The sequence below is a fragment of the Leifsonia naganoensis genome, from assembly GCF_013410615.1.
In the GTDB taxonomy this organism is placed as follows: domain Bacteria; phylum Actinomycetota; class Actinomycetes; order Actinomycetales; family Microbacteriaceae; genus Leifsonia; species Leifsonia aquatica.
In genome coordinates this window covers 4,199,382-4,213,954 of record NZ_JACCHJ010000001.1, presented here as the reverse complement: position 1 = coordinate 4,213,954, position 14,573 = coordinate 4,199,382, and the positions used below count along the sequence as shown (strand labels likewise).

Annotated in this window: 14 protein-coding genes and 1 tRNA gene; 9 read left to right on the top strand and 6 right to left on the bottom strand. The window is 71.3% G+C overall.

Going from position 1 to position 14,573, the window contains the following annotated elements; all coding sequences use genetic code 11:
* Positions 1-278: 278 nt before the first annotated feature.
* Positions 279-1,610, top strand: a complete 1,332-nt coding sequence (locus HNR14_RS20265) for a quaternary amine ABC transporter ATP-binding protein (RefSeq protein WP_179702390.1) — start codon at positions 279-281, stop codon at positions 1,608-1,610.
* Complete coding sequence (locus HNR14_RS21455) at positions 1,607-3,322, top strand: glycine betaine ABC transporter substrate-binding protein (protein WP_179702389.1); 1,716 nt, start codon at positions 1,607-1,609, stop codon at positions 3,320-3,322. Before HNR14_RS20265 ends, HNR14_RS21455 begins: the two co-directional genes overlap by 4 nt.
* Here the strand turns inward: HNR14_RS21455 and HNR14_RS20255 are convergent.
* The gene (locus HNR14_RS20255; RefSeq protein ID WP_343064554.1) at positions 3,312-4,508 is read right to left on the bottom strand and encodes an alpha/beta fold hydrolase; all 1,197 of its coding nucleotides are present in this window, start codon (positions 4,506-4,508) and stop codon (positions 3,312-3,314) included. The two genes, HNR14_RS21455 and HNR14_RS20255, sit on opposite strands and share 11 nt — an antisense overlap.
* A gap of 47 nt (positions 4,509-4,555) precedes the next feature.
* Between HNR14_RS20255 and HNR14_RS20250 the strand changes: the two genes are divergently transcribed.
* A complete protein-coding gene (locus tag HNR14_RS20250) occupies positions 4,556-5,431 on the top strand; it encodes an alanyl-tRNA editing protein (RefSeq protein WP_179702388.1) in 876 nt (291 codons plus the stop codon).
* A gap of 45 nt (positions 5,432-5,476) precedes the next feature.
* On the opposite strand, the gene HNR14_RS20245 is transcribed toward HNR14_RS20250, so the two are convergent.
* Both HNR14_RS20245 and HNR14_RS20240 read right to left on the bottom strand, forming a co-directional pair.
* Positions 5,477-6,238: a nuclease-related domain-containing protein gene (locus HNR14_RS20245; protein ID WP_246311605.1), complete on the bottom strand. Its 762-nt coding sequence runs from the start codon at positions 6,236-6,238 to the stop codon at positions 5,477-5,479.
* Positions 6,239-6,302: 64 nt separating this feature from the next.
* A complete protein-coding gene (locus HNR14_RS20240; RefSeq protein ID WP_179702387.1) occupies positions 6,303-6,485 on the bottom strand; it encodes a hypothetical protein in 183 nt (60 codons plus the stop codon).
* A 39-nt stretch (positions 6,486-6,524) separates the two neighbouring features.
* Here HNR14_RS20240 and HNR14_RS20235 point away from each other — a divergent pair, with 39 nt between their 5' ends.
* A complete protein-coding gene (locus tag HNR14_RS20235) occupies positions 6,525-6,788 on the top strand; it encodes a hypothetical protein (RefSeq protein WP_246311604.1) in 264 nt (87 codons plus the stop codon).
* 24 nt (positions 6,789-6,812) lie between these two features.
* Here the strand turns inward: HNR14_RS20235 and HNR14_RS20230 are convergent, their stop codons facing one another.
* Together HNR14_RS20230 and HNR14_RS20225 are read right to left on the bottom strand one after the other, a co-directional pair.
* Complete coding sequence (locus HNR14_RS20230; protein WP_179702385.1) at positions 6,813-8,204, bottom strand: FAD-binding domain-containing protein; 1,392 nt, start codon at positions 8,202-8,204, stop codon at positions 6,813-6,815.
* Positions 8,201-8,839, bottom strand: a complete 639-nt coding sequence (locus HNR14_RS20225; protein ID WP_179702384.1) for an MBL fold metallo-hydrolase — start codon at positions 8,837-8,839, stop codon at positions 8,201-8,203. The genes HNR14_RS20230 and HNR14_RS20225 overlap by 4 nt, the downstream gene beginning before the upstream one ends.
* A gap of 99 nt (positions 8,840-8,938) precedes the next feature.
* Between HNR14_RS20225 and HNR14_RS20220 the strand changes: the two genes are divergently transcribed.
* From HNR14_RS20220 to HNR14_RS20210, 3 genes are all read left to right on the top strand, one after another.
* Positions 8,939-11,038 (top strand): copper-translocating P-type ATPase, encoded by a 2,100-nt coding sequence (locus HNR14_RS20220; protein WP_425485055.1) that lies wholly within the window; start codon positions 8,939-8,941, stop codon positions 11,036-11,038.
* A gap of 96 nt (positions 11,039-11,134) precedes the next feature.
* A complete protein-coding gene (locus HNR14_RS20215) occupies positions 11,135-12,037 on the top strand; it encodes a diacylglycerol kinase family protein (RefSeq protein WP_179702382.1) in 903 nt (300 codons plus the stop codon).
* Between the two features lie 80 nt (positions 12,038-12,117).
* Positions 12,118-12,193 (top strand) — tRNA-Glu (locus tag HNR14_RS20210).
* A 102-nt stretch (positions 12,194-12,295) separates the two neighbouring features.
* Here the strand turns inward: HNR14_RS20210 and HNR14_RS21450 are convergent.
* On the bottom strand, positions 12,296-12,508 hold the full coding sequence (locus tag HNR14_RS21450) for a KTSC domain-containing protein (protein ID WP_021763051.1): 213 nt from the start codon (positions 12,506-12,508) through the stop codon (positions 12,296-12,298).
* 211 nt (positions 12,509-12,719) lie between these two features.
* Between HNR14_RS21450 and HNR14_RS20200 the strand changes: the two genes are divergently transcribed.
* Both HNR14_RS20200 and HNR14_RS20195 read left to right on the top strand, forming a co-directional pair.
* Entirely contained in the window at positions 12,720-13,808 is a 1,089-nt protein-coding gene (locus HNR14_RS20200) for a TerC family protein (protein ID WP_021763050.1), read from the top strand.
* Positions 13,805-14,560 (top strand): PP2C family protein-serine/threonine phosphatase, encoded by a 756-nt coding sequence (locus HNR14_RS20195; RefSeq protein ID WP_179702381.1) that lies wholly within the window; start codon positions 13,805-13,807, stop codon positions 14,558-14,560. The genes HNR14_RS20200 and HNR14_RS20195 overlap by 4 nt, the downstream gene beginning before the upstream one ends.
* The last annotated feature ends 13 nt before the right edge of the window (positions 14,561-14,573 follow it).

Below are 14,573 nucleotides of genomic sequence, written 5' to 3'. Positions count from 1 at the left end.
CGGAAGCGATTTGGCATCCGACCCGCGACCGCTGATACGGTCGAAAGCGCCCCGGTGTGCTCCGACAGCACGGAACGGGGCCGTGAACCCAGCCCGCGACCCGGGCGCGGGACCGTGTATTCGGCCCGCCCGGGACGTACGGTCGGCTGGGCGTGGGCGCACCCCGATGGTCGCGCCGGCGGTGGTGATTCGCGCGGAGGGTCCGCGCTCGAGTCGCCCGGATACCGCAGCACGCCCACCACCCGGGCGCAACCACCGGCCGACATCGCGCCTGTGCGATGCGTGCCTGCGGAGAGCAAGTGAGCGAGTCTGTCGCCGTCGAGGCGAGGAACATCTACAAGGTATTCGGGCGCAAGCCCCAGGATGCGGTCCGCCGTCTCCGGGACGGCGCCACCCGGCAGGAGGTCTCCGGTCAGGGGACCGCGGCCGTGATCGACGCAGGACTGACGGTCAACCGCGGCGAGATCTTCGTCGTCATGGGCCTGTCCGGCTCCGGCAAGTCGACGCTGATCCGGCTGCTGAACGGCCTCCTGGAGCCGACCGCCGGCGAGGTCGACGTGATGGGGACCACCATCACCGGCCTGACCGGCAAGCGGCTGCGGGAGGTACGTCAGCGTCACATCTCGATGGTCTTCCAGCACTTCGCCCTGCTCCCGCACCGCACCGTGGTCGACAACATCGCCTACGGCCTGGAGGTGCGCGGCACCCCGAGTGCCGAGCGCCGCGCCCGCGCCGAGGAGGTCCTCGAGCTCGTCGGTCTGGGCGGCTGGGGCGACAAGCTCCCGAGCGAGCTCTCCGGCGGCATGCAGCAGCGCGTCGGCCTCGGCCGTGCGCTGGCCGCCGACACCGACGTCCTCCTGATGGACGAGGCGTTCTCGGCCCTCGATCCGCTGATCCGCCGAGAGATGCAGGAGCAGCTCCTCGAGCTGCAGGCATCGCTGGGCAAGACCATCGTGTTCATCACGCACGACCTCAACGAGGCCATGTTCCTCGGCGACCGCATCGCCGTGATGCGCGACGGCCGCATCGTGCAGACCGGCACCCCGGAGGAGATCCTCACCGATCCCGCCAACGACTACGTCGCGAGCTTCGTGCAGGACGTCGACCGTGCCCGCGTGCTCACCGCCGCCAGTGTGATGGAGCCGGCCCGCGCGCTGGTGACCGTCGCCGGCGGACCGCGCGCCGCGATGCGCACGATGCGCGACCTCCAGACCTCCGCCGCGTTCGTCGTCGGTCAGGGACGCACCCTGCTCGGCGCCGTGCGCGACCGCGACGTGATGCGCCAGGTGCGCGAGGGCCGCAGCGACCTGCGCGAGGTCATCCGCGAGGACATCGCCTCCGTCGACCGGGACGAGGTCCTGAGCGAGCTGGTCGAGCCGTCCGTCGGCAGCGACCTCCCGCTCGCCGTCGTCGACGACAAGACCCGCCTGCTCGGCGTCATCCCGCGCGTGACCCTGCTCGCGGCGCTCGGCAACGTCTCCAGCGACACGATGGAGATCCCGGTCATCGTCGAGCCGCCGGCGACCGTCTCCGTCGACGCCATGACACTCGCGCTCAGCGAGACCGCCGGGGACGAACCGTCCTCCCGCGGTGAGGAGGTGCCCGCGTGAACGGCTTCCGCCTCCCGCTCGGCGAGTGGGCCGACCACGTCGTCGACTTCGTGACCACCACGCTCGGCGGCTTCTTCGACGTCATCCGGATGATCTTCACCGGCATGTTCGACGGCATGGACTGGCTGCTCCAGACCCCGCCGTTCTGGGCCATCATCCTCATCTTCGCCGTGCTGGCCGTGTGGCTGCGCGGCTGGATCTTCGGCGCGGGCACGGTGGTGGGGCTGCTCGTCATCGCGAGCGTCGACCAGTGGTCGAACGCCATGGACACGCTGGCGCTCGTGCTCGTCTCGGCCGCCATTGCGATCGCGATCAGCGTGCCGCTCGGCATCCTGGCCGCCCGGTCCAAGACCGCCTCGGCGATCATCCGCCCCGTGCTCGACTTCATGCAGACGATGCCCGCGTTCGTCTACCTGATCCCGGCCCTCATCCTGTTCCGCGTCGGCGTCGTGCCGGGCATGGTCGCGACGATCGTGTTCGCGATGGCGCCGGGCGTGCGCCTGACCGAGCTCGGCATCCGCGGCGTGGACAAGGAGCTGGTGGAGGCCGGGCGCGCGTTCGGATCCCCGCCGCGCCGCATCCTGCGCCAGATCCAGCTGCCGCTCGCGATGCCGTCCATCCTGGCCGGCGTCAACCAGGTCATCATGCTGTCCCTCTCGATGGTCGTCATCGCCGGCATGGTCGGCGCGGGCGGGCTCGGGCGCGACATCGTCCAGGCGCTCAGCCGGGTGGATGTGGGGCTCGGCTTCGAGGCCGGCGTCTCCGTCGTGATCCTCGCGATCATCCTCGACCGCCTCACCGCCTCGGTCGGCCGCGCACGCCTGCGCATGCCCAAGCGTGCCCTCGCCGTGCTCGGCGCCGCCGTGCTCGTCGCGGTCGGTGGCACGGCCGTGACCGCCGCCTCCACCGCCTCCACCGGCGACAAGGGCACCGTGAAGGTCGCCGTCTTCAACGGCTGGCCTGAAGGCGAGGCCGCCTCGTACCTCTGGAAGCACGTGCTCGAGAAGGAGGGCTACACCGTCGACTTCGAGTACGCGGATGCCGGCCCCGCCTTCGCCGGTCTCTCCACCGGGGACTACGACGTGGCGTTCGACGGCTGGCTGCCGACCACCCACGAGGCGTACATGAAGAAGTACGGCTCGAAGCTCACCGACCTCGGTGCGTGGAACACGGAAGCCAAGCTCACCATCGCCGTGAACAAGGACGCGCCGATCGACTCGCTCGACGAGCTCGCCGCCCACTCGTCCGACTTCGGCAACCGCCTCGTCGGCATCGAGCCGGGCGCCGGCCTCACGCAGGCGACGCAGGACAAGGTCATCCCGGGTTACGGCCTCGGCTCGATGGACTTCGTCACCTCTTCGACTCCCGCCATGCTCGCCGAGCTGACCGCCGCGATGAAGAAGGGCGACGACGTCGCCGTGACCCTGTGGCGCCCCCACTGGGCCTACGACGAGTTCGACCTGAAGGACCTCAAGGACCCGAAGGGCGCGCTCGGCGAGGCGGAGTCCATCCACTCGATCGGCAGCGCGGACTTCGCCAAGAAGTTCCCGGAGGTCGCAGGCTGGGTGAAGGGCTTCTCGCTCGACTCCGACCTGCTCTACTCGCTCGAGAACGTCATGTTCAACAGCGGTGCGCAGTCGTCGCAGTACGACGGCATCGTGTCGAAGTGGATGGACGAGCACGCCGAGTACGTGGAGTCGCTCACCTCGTAGCGTCGGGCGTCCCGCTCACTCCGACGGCGTGCAGCCAGTCGAAGAGGGAGCGGAGCGAGCGCAGCGCGACGGTGGCGTGCGTCGCACCGGGGATCCGGTCGTACGTCACTGTCGTGCCGTCCGCCTTCGCGGCCGCCACGAACGTGTCGGTCGCGGAGGGGCGCACCAGCTTGTCGCTCTCGCCCTGCGCCACGAAGAGCGGCATCGCCAGCGCGGTGCCGCCCGGCGTGTTCTGCGCGAGCAGCCCGGCCCAGGGCTCGGCCGTCTCGGGATCCGAGGTGAGGAACCGGCCGACCAGCGGCTGGGCGATCGTGTGCAGCTCCTTGTTCTGCGAGAGCAGGCAGAGGTCGTTCATGGCGGGCAGGGCGGTGATCGCGTGCGGGGTCAGGATGCTGTCGAGCGGCTCGTCGTAGACCGTCGAGTACGCCTGGAACGCGTAGGAGCCGATCGTGACGCCCGAGACGTCGCCGATATCGTCCCGCAGCAGCGAGGCGAGGTCCGTGGCGGGCGCGGCCACGGCCGCCGCGCGCACGTCGAGTTCGGGCGCGTACGTGTGCGCGAGCTGCGCGGCGAAGAGCACCGCCTGCCCGCCCTGCGAGTGCCCCCACAACACGACGCGGTCGCTGCCGTCGTCGCCGAGCACGGCGCGGGCGGCACGCGCGGCGTCGAGCACGTTGCGACCCTCGGTGTCGCCCACGAGGTAGGAGTCGGGGCCGGCGGTGCCCATCCCGGTGTAGTCCGTGTAGACCACGGCGTACCCGCGGTTCAGGAAGTCGGTGAGCCCCTCGACGCTGTCGTACGGGTCGACGGACCGCGAGGGCGCGCAGTCCTCGGCGACGCCGGTCGTGGGGTGGCCCCACGAGACGATCGTGCGTCCTCCGGCGGGTGCGGGGGAGTCGGGCACGACCAGCAGTCCCGAGTTCACGACCGGCCGGCCGTTCAGATCGGTCGAGTGGAACAGGATGCGCGTCGCGACGGAGCCGGGGGGCGCGCCGAGCGTGGGCGCCGAGCGGATGACGGCGCCCGGACCCCCGGCGGGCAACGGGTCGGGCTGCTCGTAGAACCGGGCGACGGCCGGGGCCGAGGCGGCGTCGTCCTCGAGCCGCTCCGCCTGGACCGGCGTGCACGCGGCCAGGAGCCCGACGACGGCGAGCACCGTCAGCGCGCGGGTGGCTCGTCTGATCACTGCGTCAGCCTACTGGCCGCTCCGCGGACTCCACCTACGCTGGGGGGATGACCCTCCCGCGGACCGACACGGTCGTCACCTACCCCGACGGCGATCTCACCTCCACCGGAACCGTCGTCCACACGGCGCCGCTGCCCGACGGGCGCACCGCCGTCGTGCTGGACCGCACCGCGTTCCACGCCGTCGACCCGGTGTGGCCCGATCAGCCCGCGGACGCCGGGACCCTGTCCGTCGACGGCCGTTCCCGTCCGATCGTCGACGCCATGGTCGGGGCGACCGACGGCGAGACGTTCCACGTCGGCGACGCGCCCGTGCGCACCGGCACCGAGGGCTGGTCGTTCGTGGTGTGCCACCTCGTCGACGACGCGACCGGCCTCGAGCCCGGCACCACCGTGACGGTCGACGTCGATCCGGAGGTGCGCCGTGCGCTGTCCGCCGGCCACACCGCCTGCCACCTCGCCTCGCTCGCCCTCAACGAGGCACTCGCGCCGCTGTGGACGAAGGAGGTGCCCGGCGACGGCCGCGGCCGTCCCGACTTCGACCGGCTGGCGATCGTGTCGTCCCGCATCCTCCTGGACGGCTCGCGCGACGAGTACCGCATCGGCAAGAGCCTGCGGAAGAAGGGCTTCCCCGCGGCCGAGCTTCCCGGCCGCCTCGACGAGGTCGTCGCCGCGGCGAACGCGCTGCTCGCCGGCTGGGTCGCGTCCGGCGCCCCGGTGTCGGTGCACCGGGAGGCCGACGGCCTCGGCGACCGGCGCCTGTGGACGTGCGCGCTGCCCGACGGCACGGCTTCGATCCCGTGCGGCGGCACGCACCTGCGCTCGCTGGCCGAGCTCGCGGCCGTGGAGGTCGCCCTGGAGGCAGTGGAGGCCGACGGCGCCCTGACCGTCGTCATGACCACGACGGCGCGCCCGGCGCGGTAATACGACACGGCCCGAGAAGGAGCGACCCGGCCGCTCAGCGGCAGCTCAGTGCGGCAGGAACGGCATCGCCACCGCCAGCAGCCCCAGCCCGGCGGCGATCGCCCAGCCCGCGCGCACGAACCGGGCGCTGCGCACCTCCCGCTCGATCACCGCGAACCGGTCGGCGACGTCGGTCCGCGGTTCGGCCGCGCGCCACGTCCCGGGAGCGTCGACGAGCCGGGTGACGGCTTCCACTGTGTCTGCGTCGAGGATTGCGGGCCGGCGCATCAGCCAGCGGGCGAGGGCCTCCCCGCGCACCACATCGACGGCGCGTGGATGCGCGCGCACCCGCAGCTCCTTCGCGCCGAGGATCGCGACCACGGCGCGCACCGGAGCCTCGATCCCCGCGGCGGTCAGCAGGCCGCGCACCCGCGAGGTCTCCAGGTCGGCGTTGCGCAGGTAGGCGGTCTTGGCGCCGTTGACGAGCAGCGCGCGCTCGGCGACCCAGACGCGGGCGCCGCGGTGATGCTTCGTATTGACGACGAAGACGCCGCCCGGACCCACCACCAGATGGTCCAGGTCCGCCTCCCCGTTCCCGACGGGCAGCGCGTGGAAGACGCGCCACCCGCCGGGCAGGTGGGCGAGGCGGGCGCCGATCTCGCGCTCGCCGAGGGCGCCGACGAACCAGGGGACCGTCTCGTCCGCCAGCGGCGTCACTCCGAGGGCGCGAGCGAGCGGGGAGCGAGGAGGGGCGGCGTCGTGCAGGCGCACGACCTGCGCCATCACCGCCGCACCGGGTGCCCGGTCGCTCATCCGTCCGCTGTCCATCGCGCCACGCTATCCGGGGCGCGACCGGCCCGGGAGTCCCCACTCCGGGCCGCTCCGGGGCGGCCTACCCCTGGTCGGGGGAGCCGGATCCCGGCAGCCGCTCCTCGAGCGAGTCGTTGCGGTCGGCCACGGCCTCCAGCTGGTCCTCCGGCGTCTCGCCGAGGCCCGACACCGCCTCGGCCAGCGCCTCCGCGCGCGTCAGGTCCTCATCGTCGTCGTCGGTGCGGAATTCGTCTCGATCGGTCATACGGCGCACAGTACGCGCCCCGGGAGTAGCATGCGCCCCATGAGCCGCATCGAAACCGGGATCGTCTCCTACACCGTCTCCGGCGACTACTTCGCCCGCGTCGGCGCCGACTTCGACACCGAGGCGGTCGACGACGCCATCCTCGCCGAACTCAACCGGCGCGTGCCCGACGGCGTCATCGTCGAACGCAGCGGCAAGGTCCTGGCCGAGGAGGCGCAGGCCGACGTGGCGCGGAATCTCGACTGGGGTGCGCTGCTCGCCAGTATCGACGTGGATCAGATCCTCGCCGAGCACGGGCGCTGACCGGACTCCGCCCCGGCCGCTCCGTCAGCGCGCCTTCTTCACTTCGTCGAAGGCGGCGAGGGCGGCTCTCCGCGTTTCCGCCAGGTCGACGATCGGCTCCGGGTAGTCGGCGGTGTCCCACTCCGGAACCCAGCGCCGCACGTAGTCGCCGTGCGGGTCGAACTTGGTGCGCTGGAGCTCGGGGTTGAAGACGCGGAAGTAGGGTGCCGCGTCCGCGCCGCTGCCGGCCACCCACTGCCAGTTGAACGGGTTGCTCGCCGGGTCGGCGTCGACCAGGGTGTCCCAGAACCACTGCTCGCCCCGCCGCCAGTCGATCAGCAGGTTCTTGATGAGGAACGACGCGACCACCATGCGCACGCGATTGTGCATCGTTCCCGTTGTCCACAGTTCCCGCATCCCCGCGTCCACCAGCGGGATGCCGGTGCGACCCTGGTGCCAGGCCCGGAGAGCCGCAGGGTGCAGGCGGGGCCAGGGGAAGGAGTCGTACTCGCGATGGATGTTGACGGTGGCAAGCTCGGGATGGGCGAAGAGCGTGTGGTAGGCGAACTCGCGCCAGCCGAGCTCACTGACGAAGGTGCTCGCGCCCTCCGCGTTCGCCCGGTCGCGGGCCTCGGCGGTCGCGTGCCAGACCTGGTGCGGGCTGAGCTCGCCCCAGCGCAGATGCGGCGAGAGCCGGGAGGTCGCGTCGATGCCGGGCGCGTCCCGGTCGTCGCGGTAGCGGGCCACGTCCTCGTCGAGGAACGCGGCGAGGCGCCGCCGGGCGGAGCGCTCGCCCGGCTCCCACGCCTCGCGCAACCCGCCGGCCCAGTCGGGGTCCGTCGGCAGCAGACCGAGGTCGTCGATGCTCTCACCGTCGACGGGGTCGGCCGCCGTCAGCTCCTGCGGGGTGGGGAGGGGCTTGCGGGGCGGGGGAGCCGCGAGGCAGGCGCGCCAGAACGGTGTGTAGACAGAGAACGGGGTCCCGGCGCCGGTTCGGATCGTCCACGGCTCGAACAGGAGGGAGGCGGCGAAGCTCGCGGCCTCGAGCCCGCCGTCGCGGGCGGCGGTCTTGATCGCCTCGTCGATGCGACGCTCGGCTCCGCCGTAGCGGCGGTTCCAGAACACCGCGCCGGCGCCCGAGTCCCGCAGCACGTCGGCGACGACTCGCTCGGCCGGCCCGCGACGCACCGTCAGGCGCGCGCCGAGCCGGTCGAGCTCCTCGGCCAGCGCGGTGAGCGAGTGGTGCAGCCACCACCGCGCGGCGCCGCCGGGAGGCCGCACGCCCTCCGACTCGACGTCCCAGACGTAGAGGCAGAGCACGGGGCGTCCCGAATCGGCGGCCGCGCGCAGAGCCGGGTTGTCGGCCACGCGGAGGTCGTCGCGGAACCAGAGGACGACCGGGGCGTCCTCTCGGTCGTCGCGGGTGGCCGCGTTCACAGGTCGATGGTGTCGCCGGGCTCCAACGGGAAGTGCTCGCCGCCGTTCTGCTCCGTCGCCCAGGCGATGCGGGCGTTCGACATGTCTTTGCCCGCTCGCGAGAGCACCATCTCGTGCGTGGGAAAGCTGCGCTTGGGCTTCACCGCGAGCACGTAGTCGATCACTTCGGCGACCTTCATCCAGGGCGCGCCGGCCGGTGCCGCCAGTACATCGACCTCGATGCCCTCGGGGATCGTGAACGAGTCGCCGGCGTAGTAGAGCTGGCCGTTGATCAGCACGCCGAGATTGTCGACGGTGGGGATGCTCGAGTGGATCACGGCGTGCGTCCCGCCGAAGAACTGCAGGGTGAACGGGTCGGCCTCCACGGTGTCTCCGGCGTGCACGACCGTCACATCGAAGTCCGCCGCCGCCCGGGCGACGCCCTCGGGGGCGAAGATCTTCGCTTCCGGGTTCATATCGAGCACCCGCTTGAGCTGCTCGGGGGTCCAGTGGTCGGCGTGCTCGTGCGTGATGACGACGGCGACCGTGTTGGCGGTGTCGGTCAGGGGCGTCGTGAAGCTGCCCGGGTCGACGAACAGCTTCCTGCCGGAGTCTTCGAGGAGCAGGGCGGCGTGTTCGAACTTCGTGAGTCTCATGTCACTAGGAAATACCGATCCGGCGGAGCGTGCAAGCCGACCGTTCCGGGGTGGTGGAATATACCCGGGAGGGGTATCGTTCGGGGTGACATGGACAGCATGAACGCACACGAGGACCAGCGCACGGCCCACGAGCACGACTCGGCCGGGCACGACGCGCACGCGGGGCACGCCGAGCACGCCGGGCACGACGCGCATGCCGGGCACGCCAGCCACGGCGGCCACGACCACAGCGGCCACGCCGGGCACGACCCCGCGATCTTCCGGCGCAAGTTCTGGCTCACCCTCGTCCTGACCATCCCGACGCTGGTGTTCTCCCACGGCCTGCAGGAGATCCTCGGCCTGTCCGGTCCGCGGTTCCCCGGCAGCCAGTACATCCCCGCGGTCTTCGGCATCGCGATCTTCTTCTACGGCGGCCTCGTGTTCCTGCGCGGCGCCGTCGACGAGCTGCGCAGCCGCCGTCCGGGCATGATGACCCTGATCTCGCTCGCGATCGTCGTCGCCTTCGGCTACAGCCTCGCGGTGTCCCTGGGCCTGCCCGGCATGGACTTCTGGTGGGAGCTCGCCACCCTGATCCTGATCATGCTGCTCGGGCACTGGATCGAGATGTCCGCGGTCATGGGTGCCCAGGACGCCCTCGGGCAGCTCGCGAAGCTCCTCCCTGACACGGCGGAGCGGGTCGCCGATCCGCACGCCGACCCCGAGGTCGTGCCGGTGGCCGACCTGCGCATCGGAGACCTCGTGCGGGTGCGTCCGGGTGCCGCCGTGCCCGTCGACGGCGAGATCGTCGACGGCCGGAGCGACCTCGACGAATCCCTCCTGACCGGCGAGTCCAAGCCCGTCACGCGCGGGCCGGGCGAGCAGGTCGTCGCCGGAAGCATCTCCGGCAGCGGCTCGCTTCTCGTGCGCGTGGGCAAGACGGGCGGCGACACCGCTCTCGCCGGGATCATGCGTCTCGTCGAGGACGCCCAGGCCAGCAAATCCGGCACGCAGATCCTCGCCGATCGCGCGGCCGCGTGGCTCTTCTACGTCGCCCTCGCCGTGGCGACGGTGACCTTGGTCGTCTGGGTGCTGCTGCGTCCCGGCGACCCCGCCTTCGTCCTGGAGCGCGTCGTCACCGTGCTCATCATCGCCTGCCCGCACGCCCTCGGCCTCGCCATCCCGCTCGTCGCCCAGATCTCCACGGCGATCGGCGCCCGCAACGGCCTGCTCATCCGCGACCGCCACGCCATGGAGGACGCCCGCCGCATCGACGTCGTCCTCTTCGACAAGACGGGCACGCTCACCGAGGGCCGTCAGGGCGTCGCCTCCGTCACGGCGGAGGACGACGAGGACGCCCTCCTCGCGCTCGCCGCAGCCGTTGAGGCCCCCGCCGAGCACCCGATCGGCCGCGCGATCGTCGCCGCGGCCCGGGAGCGTGGGATCACCATCCCGCCGGTGACTGATTTCGAAGCGCTCGGCGGACGTGGTGCGGCAGGCACCGTCGCGGGGGAGCGGGTCGTCGTCGGCGCACCCCGGCTGCTCGTGGAGCGGGGAGCAGTGGCCGGAGGCCGCGTCGCCGCCGCAGCCGACGAAACCGCCCGCCTCGGGCAGACCGTCGTGTACGTGCTGCAGGGGGAGCGCGTGGCAGGGGCGATCGCCCTTGCCGATGTCGTCCGCCCCGAATCCGCGGAGGCCGTCCGCGCCCTGCGGGATCGGGGGATCCGCGTCGCCATGCTCACCGGCGACTCCCGCGCCGTGGGGGAGGCCGTCGCGGCGGGCCTCGGCATCGACGAGGTCTACGCGGAGGTCCTGCCCGGCGACAAGGCCGGCACGGTGGCGCGCCTGCAGGGCGACGGGTCGCGTGTGGCGATGGTCGGCGACGGGGTGAACGACGCCCCGGCACTCGCGCAGGCCGACGTCGGCATCGCGATCGGCGCCGGGACGGACGTCGCGATCGAGTCGGCGGGCATCGTGCTCGCCTCCAGCGATCCGCGCGGGGTCGCGAAGGTCGTCGAGCTCTCGCGGGCGACGTACCGCAAGATGCTGCAGAACCTGGCGTGGGCGACCGGATACAACGTGATCGCCCTCCCGCTCGCCGCGGGCGTCGCGATCGGCATCGGAGTCGTGGTCTCGCCCGCCTTCGGCGCCGTGCTCATGTCGGTCTCCACCATCGTCGTGGCCCTCAACGCCCAACTGCTGCGGCGCGTGCGTCTCTGATCCGTGCCTCATCACGGTCGCGCCACCGCGGTCGCCCCGCCGCCGTCGCTCACGACGTCCACGGCGGGGCGCCGCGGTGTGCGATCATCGTGCACTATGGCCGCACACCAGAGGACCGTCGTGGTCGCGATCAACCCGATGGCGTCGTTCGGTCATCGCCGCGAGGTCGGTCCGCTCGTGGTCCAGCGTCTGCGCGACGCCGGCCATGTCGCCATCGCCGTCGACGAGGCGAACATCGAGCTGCTCCGGCGTGAGACCTCCCGGGCCGTCGAGGCGGGCGCGGACGCCTTGGTGGTGGTCGGCGGCGACGGGATGGCGAACCTCGGCATCAACATCGTCGCGCAGACCGCGGTGCCTCTCGGCATCGTCCCGAGCGGCACGGGCAACGATCTCGCCGACGGGCTCGGCATCCCGGTCGGCGACACCGAGGCGGCGATCGCCCACCTCCTCGGCGCCCTCGACCGCGAGCCGCGCACCATCGACGCCGGCGTGGTCCGGCACGGCGATCTCTCCACCTGGTTCGGCGGCGTCCTCTCGGCCGGGTTCGACGCGACCGTCAACGAGCGGGCCAACCTCATGACCCGACCGCGAGGCCGCAGCCGTTACATCCTCGCGCTCCTGCGGGAACTCGCGACGCTGGCACCGCGCCCGTACCGGATCGTGGTGGACGGGGAGGTGCTCGAGACGGAGGCGATGCTCGTCTCCGTCGCCAACAACCGCTCCCTGGGCGGAGGCATGCGCATCGTCCCGCACGCGTCCCTCGACGACGGCCGACTCGACCTCTTCATCGTGCGGCGGATGTCGAAGGCGCGCTTCCTGCGCGTGTTCCCGAAGGTGTTCCGCGGCGAGCACACCGGCCTGCCGGAGGTCGCGTTCCGTCCCCTGACGTCCGCGCGGATCGAGGCGGAGGGCGTCGTCGCCTACGCGGACGGCGAGCGGATCGGTCCGCTCCCGGTCGACGTCGGAATCGTCCCGGGGGCGCTCCGCGTGCTGGTGTGATGCCCGCGACACACCCGGATTTCGCGCTCGTTTTGGAGGAAGAACCAGAACTGTGGCATGATCATTGAGTTGTAAAACACGGCCCCATCGTCTAGCGGCCTAGGACGTCGCCCTCTCACGGCGGTAACGCGGGTTCAAATCCCGCTGGGGTCACCACTCAGAAGAAGCCCTCTCGGACCATGTCCGGGAGGGCTTCTTCGTCGTTCAGGTCACGACATTCGGCACGAATGTGCGCCGGGAAAAGCAGGGGAGCGTCGGTCAAGGAAGCCACTCGGTCGGGAAGTGGTCCCGGATGCGCTCCGAGAAGTACTGCCCGGCCGACGGCGCCGCCCGGAACTCGCGCCACACGCGCTCCGAGACGAGGCGGTATCGGTACCGCGCCCCGGACATGAAGACGATCTCGAGGACGTGCTCGCCGTCGTCGAAGCCCGCCGCCGCCACGACGGCGCTCTCGAACTCGACCCACTCCACGCGGCGCACTGTACGCGGGTGCACGGGACCGCGGCGAGTCCGGTAAGATAGGCCATCGCGAAGGGGAGTATCCCGGACGGCCGCGGTGCACGCACCGCCGCCGGCGCTGTGAACGTCATCACGGTCCGCTCTGGACCCGGGCACAGCGGCACCCGACAGGGTGCGGGAGAGACTTTCGGCTCATTTACGATGCCCTTCGAAAGGTCCCTCCATGGAACTCGCCCTCCCGCTCTGGTTCGAGATCGGCTCGATGGTCGTGCTGCTGCTCGTCCTCGCGTTCGACCTGCTGATCGTCTTCAAGCGGCCGCACATCCCGAGCCCCAAGGAGTCGGCGCTGTGGGTGTCGTTCTACGTGGCGCTCGCGCTGGTCTTCGCGCTCCTGATGCTGCTCATCGGCGATGCGGAGCACGCCGGGCAGTTCCTCGCCGGCTGGCTCACCGAGTACAGCCTGAGCATCGACAACCTGTTCGTGTTCGTCATCATCATGAGCCGGTTCGCGGTGCCCAGGAAGTACCAGCAGGAGGTGCTCATGGTGGGCATCATCCTGGCGCTGATCTTCCGCGGGGTCTTCATCGTGCTCGGGGCGAGCCTCATCGCGAGCTTCAGCTGGATCTTCTACATCTTCGGCGCGTTCCTGCTCTGGACGGCGATCAACCAGGCCTTCGGCAACCACGACGACGAGGGTCAGAAGGACAGCTGGTTCATCCGGTTCTCGCGCAAGCGCCTCAAGGTCTCCGACCAGTACGAGGGCAACAAGCTGCGCACCACGGTCGCCGGCCGCCGGATGTTCACCCCGATGATCATCGTCTTCATCGCCCTCGGCACGACGGACCTGCTCTTCGCCCTGGACTCCATCCCGGCGATCTTCGGCATCACGCAGAGCCCCTTCATCGTGTTCACCGCGAACGTCTTCGCGCTGATGGGGCTGCGCCAGCTCTACTTCCTGCTCGGGCACCTGCTCGACAAGCTGGTGTACCTGAAGTACGGGATCGCGTTCATCCTCGCCTTCATCGGCGTCAAGCTCGTGTTCCACGCGATGCACGAGAACGAGCTGCCCTTCATCAACGGCGGCCACCACATCGAGTGGGCGCCCGACATCGACACCTGGACGTCGCTCGCGGTCATCGTGGGGTCGATGGTTGTCGCTACCATTGCAAGTCTGGTGAAGCTCCGGATGAGCGGATCCACGCTCGCCGAGGCGATCCACGGCGATGACGACGACGAGGCCGCCGAGGCCCCGGAGGCCGGGACCGGAGAGGTCGCGGTCCCGCGCGATCAGCAGGAGGACCCCCGCACATGACCTCACACGTCGGCGTGAGCGCCCGGAGCGACATCGGGGCGGTACGCCACGTGAACGAGGACGGCTTCCTCGCGGAGGATCCGGTGTTCGTCGTCGCCGACGGCATGGGCGGCCACGCCCGCGGCGATCTCGCCAGCCAGACGGCCGTCGAGAGCCTCGCGCGCACGCTGCAGCCGGGCAGCCGGCCGACGCCGGACGAGGTCGTCGCCGCGATCGACGAGGCCAATGCGGCCGTCCGCGCCCTGTCGGGAGTGGATGAGTCCGGTGCCGCGGTCGCGGGCACGACGCTCGCGGGCGTCGTGCGCGTGCGCGTGCCGGAGCGGGCGACGGAGCAGTGGATGGTCGTGAACGTCGGCGACTCCCGGGTCTACGGGTGGGACGGCACGACCCTCACGCAGCTCACCGTCGACCACTCGGCGGTGCAGGAGCTCGTCGACGCCGGGCTGATCACCGAGGCGCAGGCGGCCGTCCACCCCGAGCGCAACATCATCACGCGAGCGCTCGGCGCCGAGGACTTCGTCGACACCGACACCGAGCTGCTCCCGGACGCGCAGCACCGGGTGTTCGTGATCTGCTCCGACGGTCTGACCCGCGAGCTCAGCGACAGCCGCATCGCCGCCATCCTGGCCGAGCAGCCCGACGACCCCGCGGGCGAGCTGGTCGAGGCGGCCGTCGAGGCAGGCGGCCACGACAATGTGACGGTGCTCGTCATCGCGGCGGACGAGGCCGACGGACCGTCGGTGATATCCTGAGTCCGTGCACGCG

Coding starts and splice junctions, on each gene's coding strand:
- HNR14_RS20225 (WP_179702384.1), bottom strand. CDS start 8,839: ATGAGACTCACGAAGTTCGAACACGCCGCCCTGCTCCTCGAAGACTCC.
- HNR14_RS20250 (WP_179702388.1), top strand. CDS start 4,556: ATGACCCTCCCGCGGACCGACACGGTCGTCACCTACCCCGACGGCGAT.
- HNR14_RS20265 (WP_179702390.1), top strand. CDS start 279: ATGCGTGCCTGCGGAGAGCAAGTGAGCGAGTCTGTCGCCGTCGAGGCG.
- HNR14_RS20200 (WP_021763050.1), top strand. CDS start 12,720: ATGGAACTCGCCCTCCCGCTCTGGTTCGAGATCGGCTCGATGGTCGTG.
- HNR14_RS20235 (WP_246311604.1), top strand. CDS start 6,525: ATGAGCCGCATCGAAACCGGGATCGTCTCCTACACCGTCTCCGGCGAC.
- HNR14_RS20220 (WP_425485055.1), top strand. CDS start 8,939: ATGAACGCACACGAGGACCAGCGCACGGCCCACGAGCACGACTCGGCC.
- HNR14_RS20195 (WP_179702381.1), top strand. CDS start 13,805: ATGACCTCACACGTCGGCGTGAGCGCCCGGAGCGACATCGGGGCGGTA.
- HNR14_RS20245 (WP_246311605.1), bottom strand. CDS start 6,238: ATGGACAGCGGACGGATGAGCGACCGGGCACCCGGTGCGGCGGTGATG.
- HNR14_RS20240 (WP_179702387.1), bottom strand. CDS start 6,485: ATGACCGATCGAGACGAATTCCGCACCGACGACGACGATGAGGACCTG.
- HNR14_RS20215 (WP_179702382.1), top strand. CDS start 11,135: ATGGCCGCACACCAGAGGACCGTCGTGGTCGCGATCAACCCGATGGCG.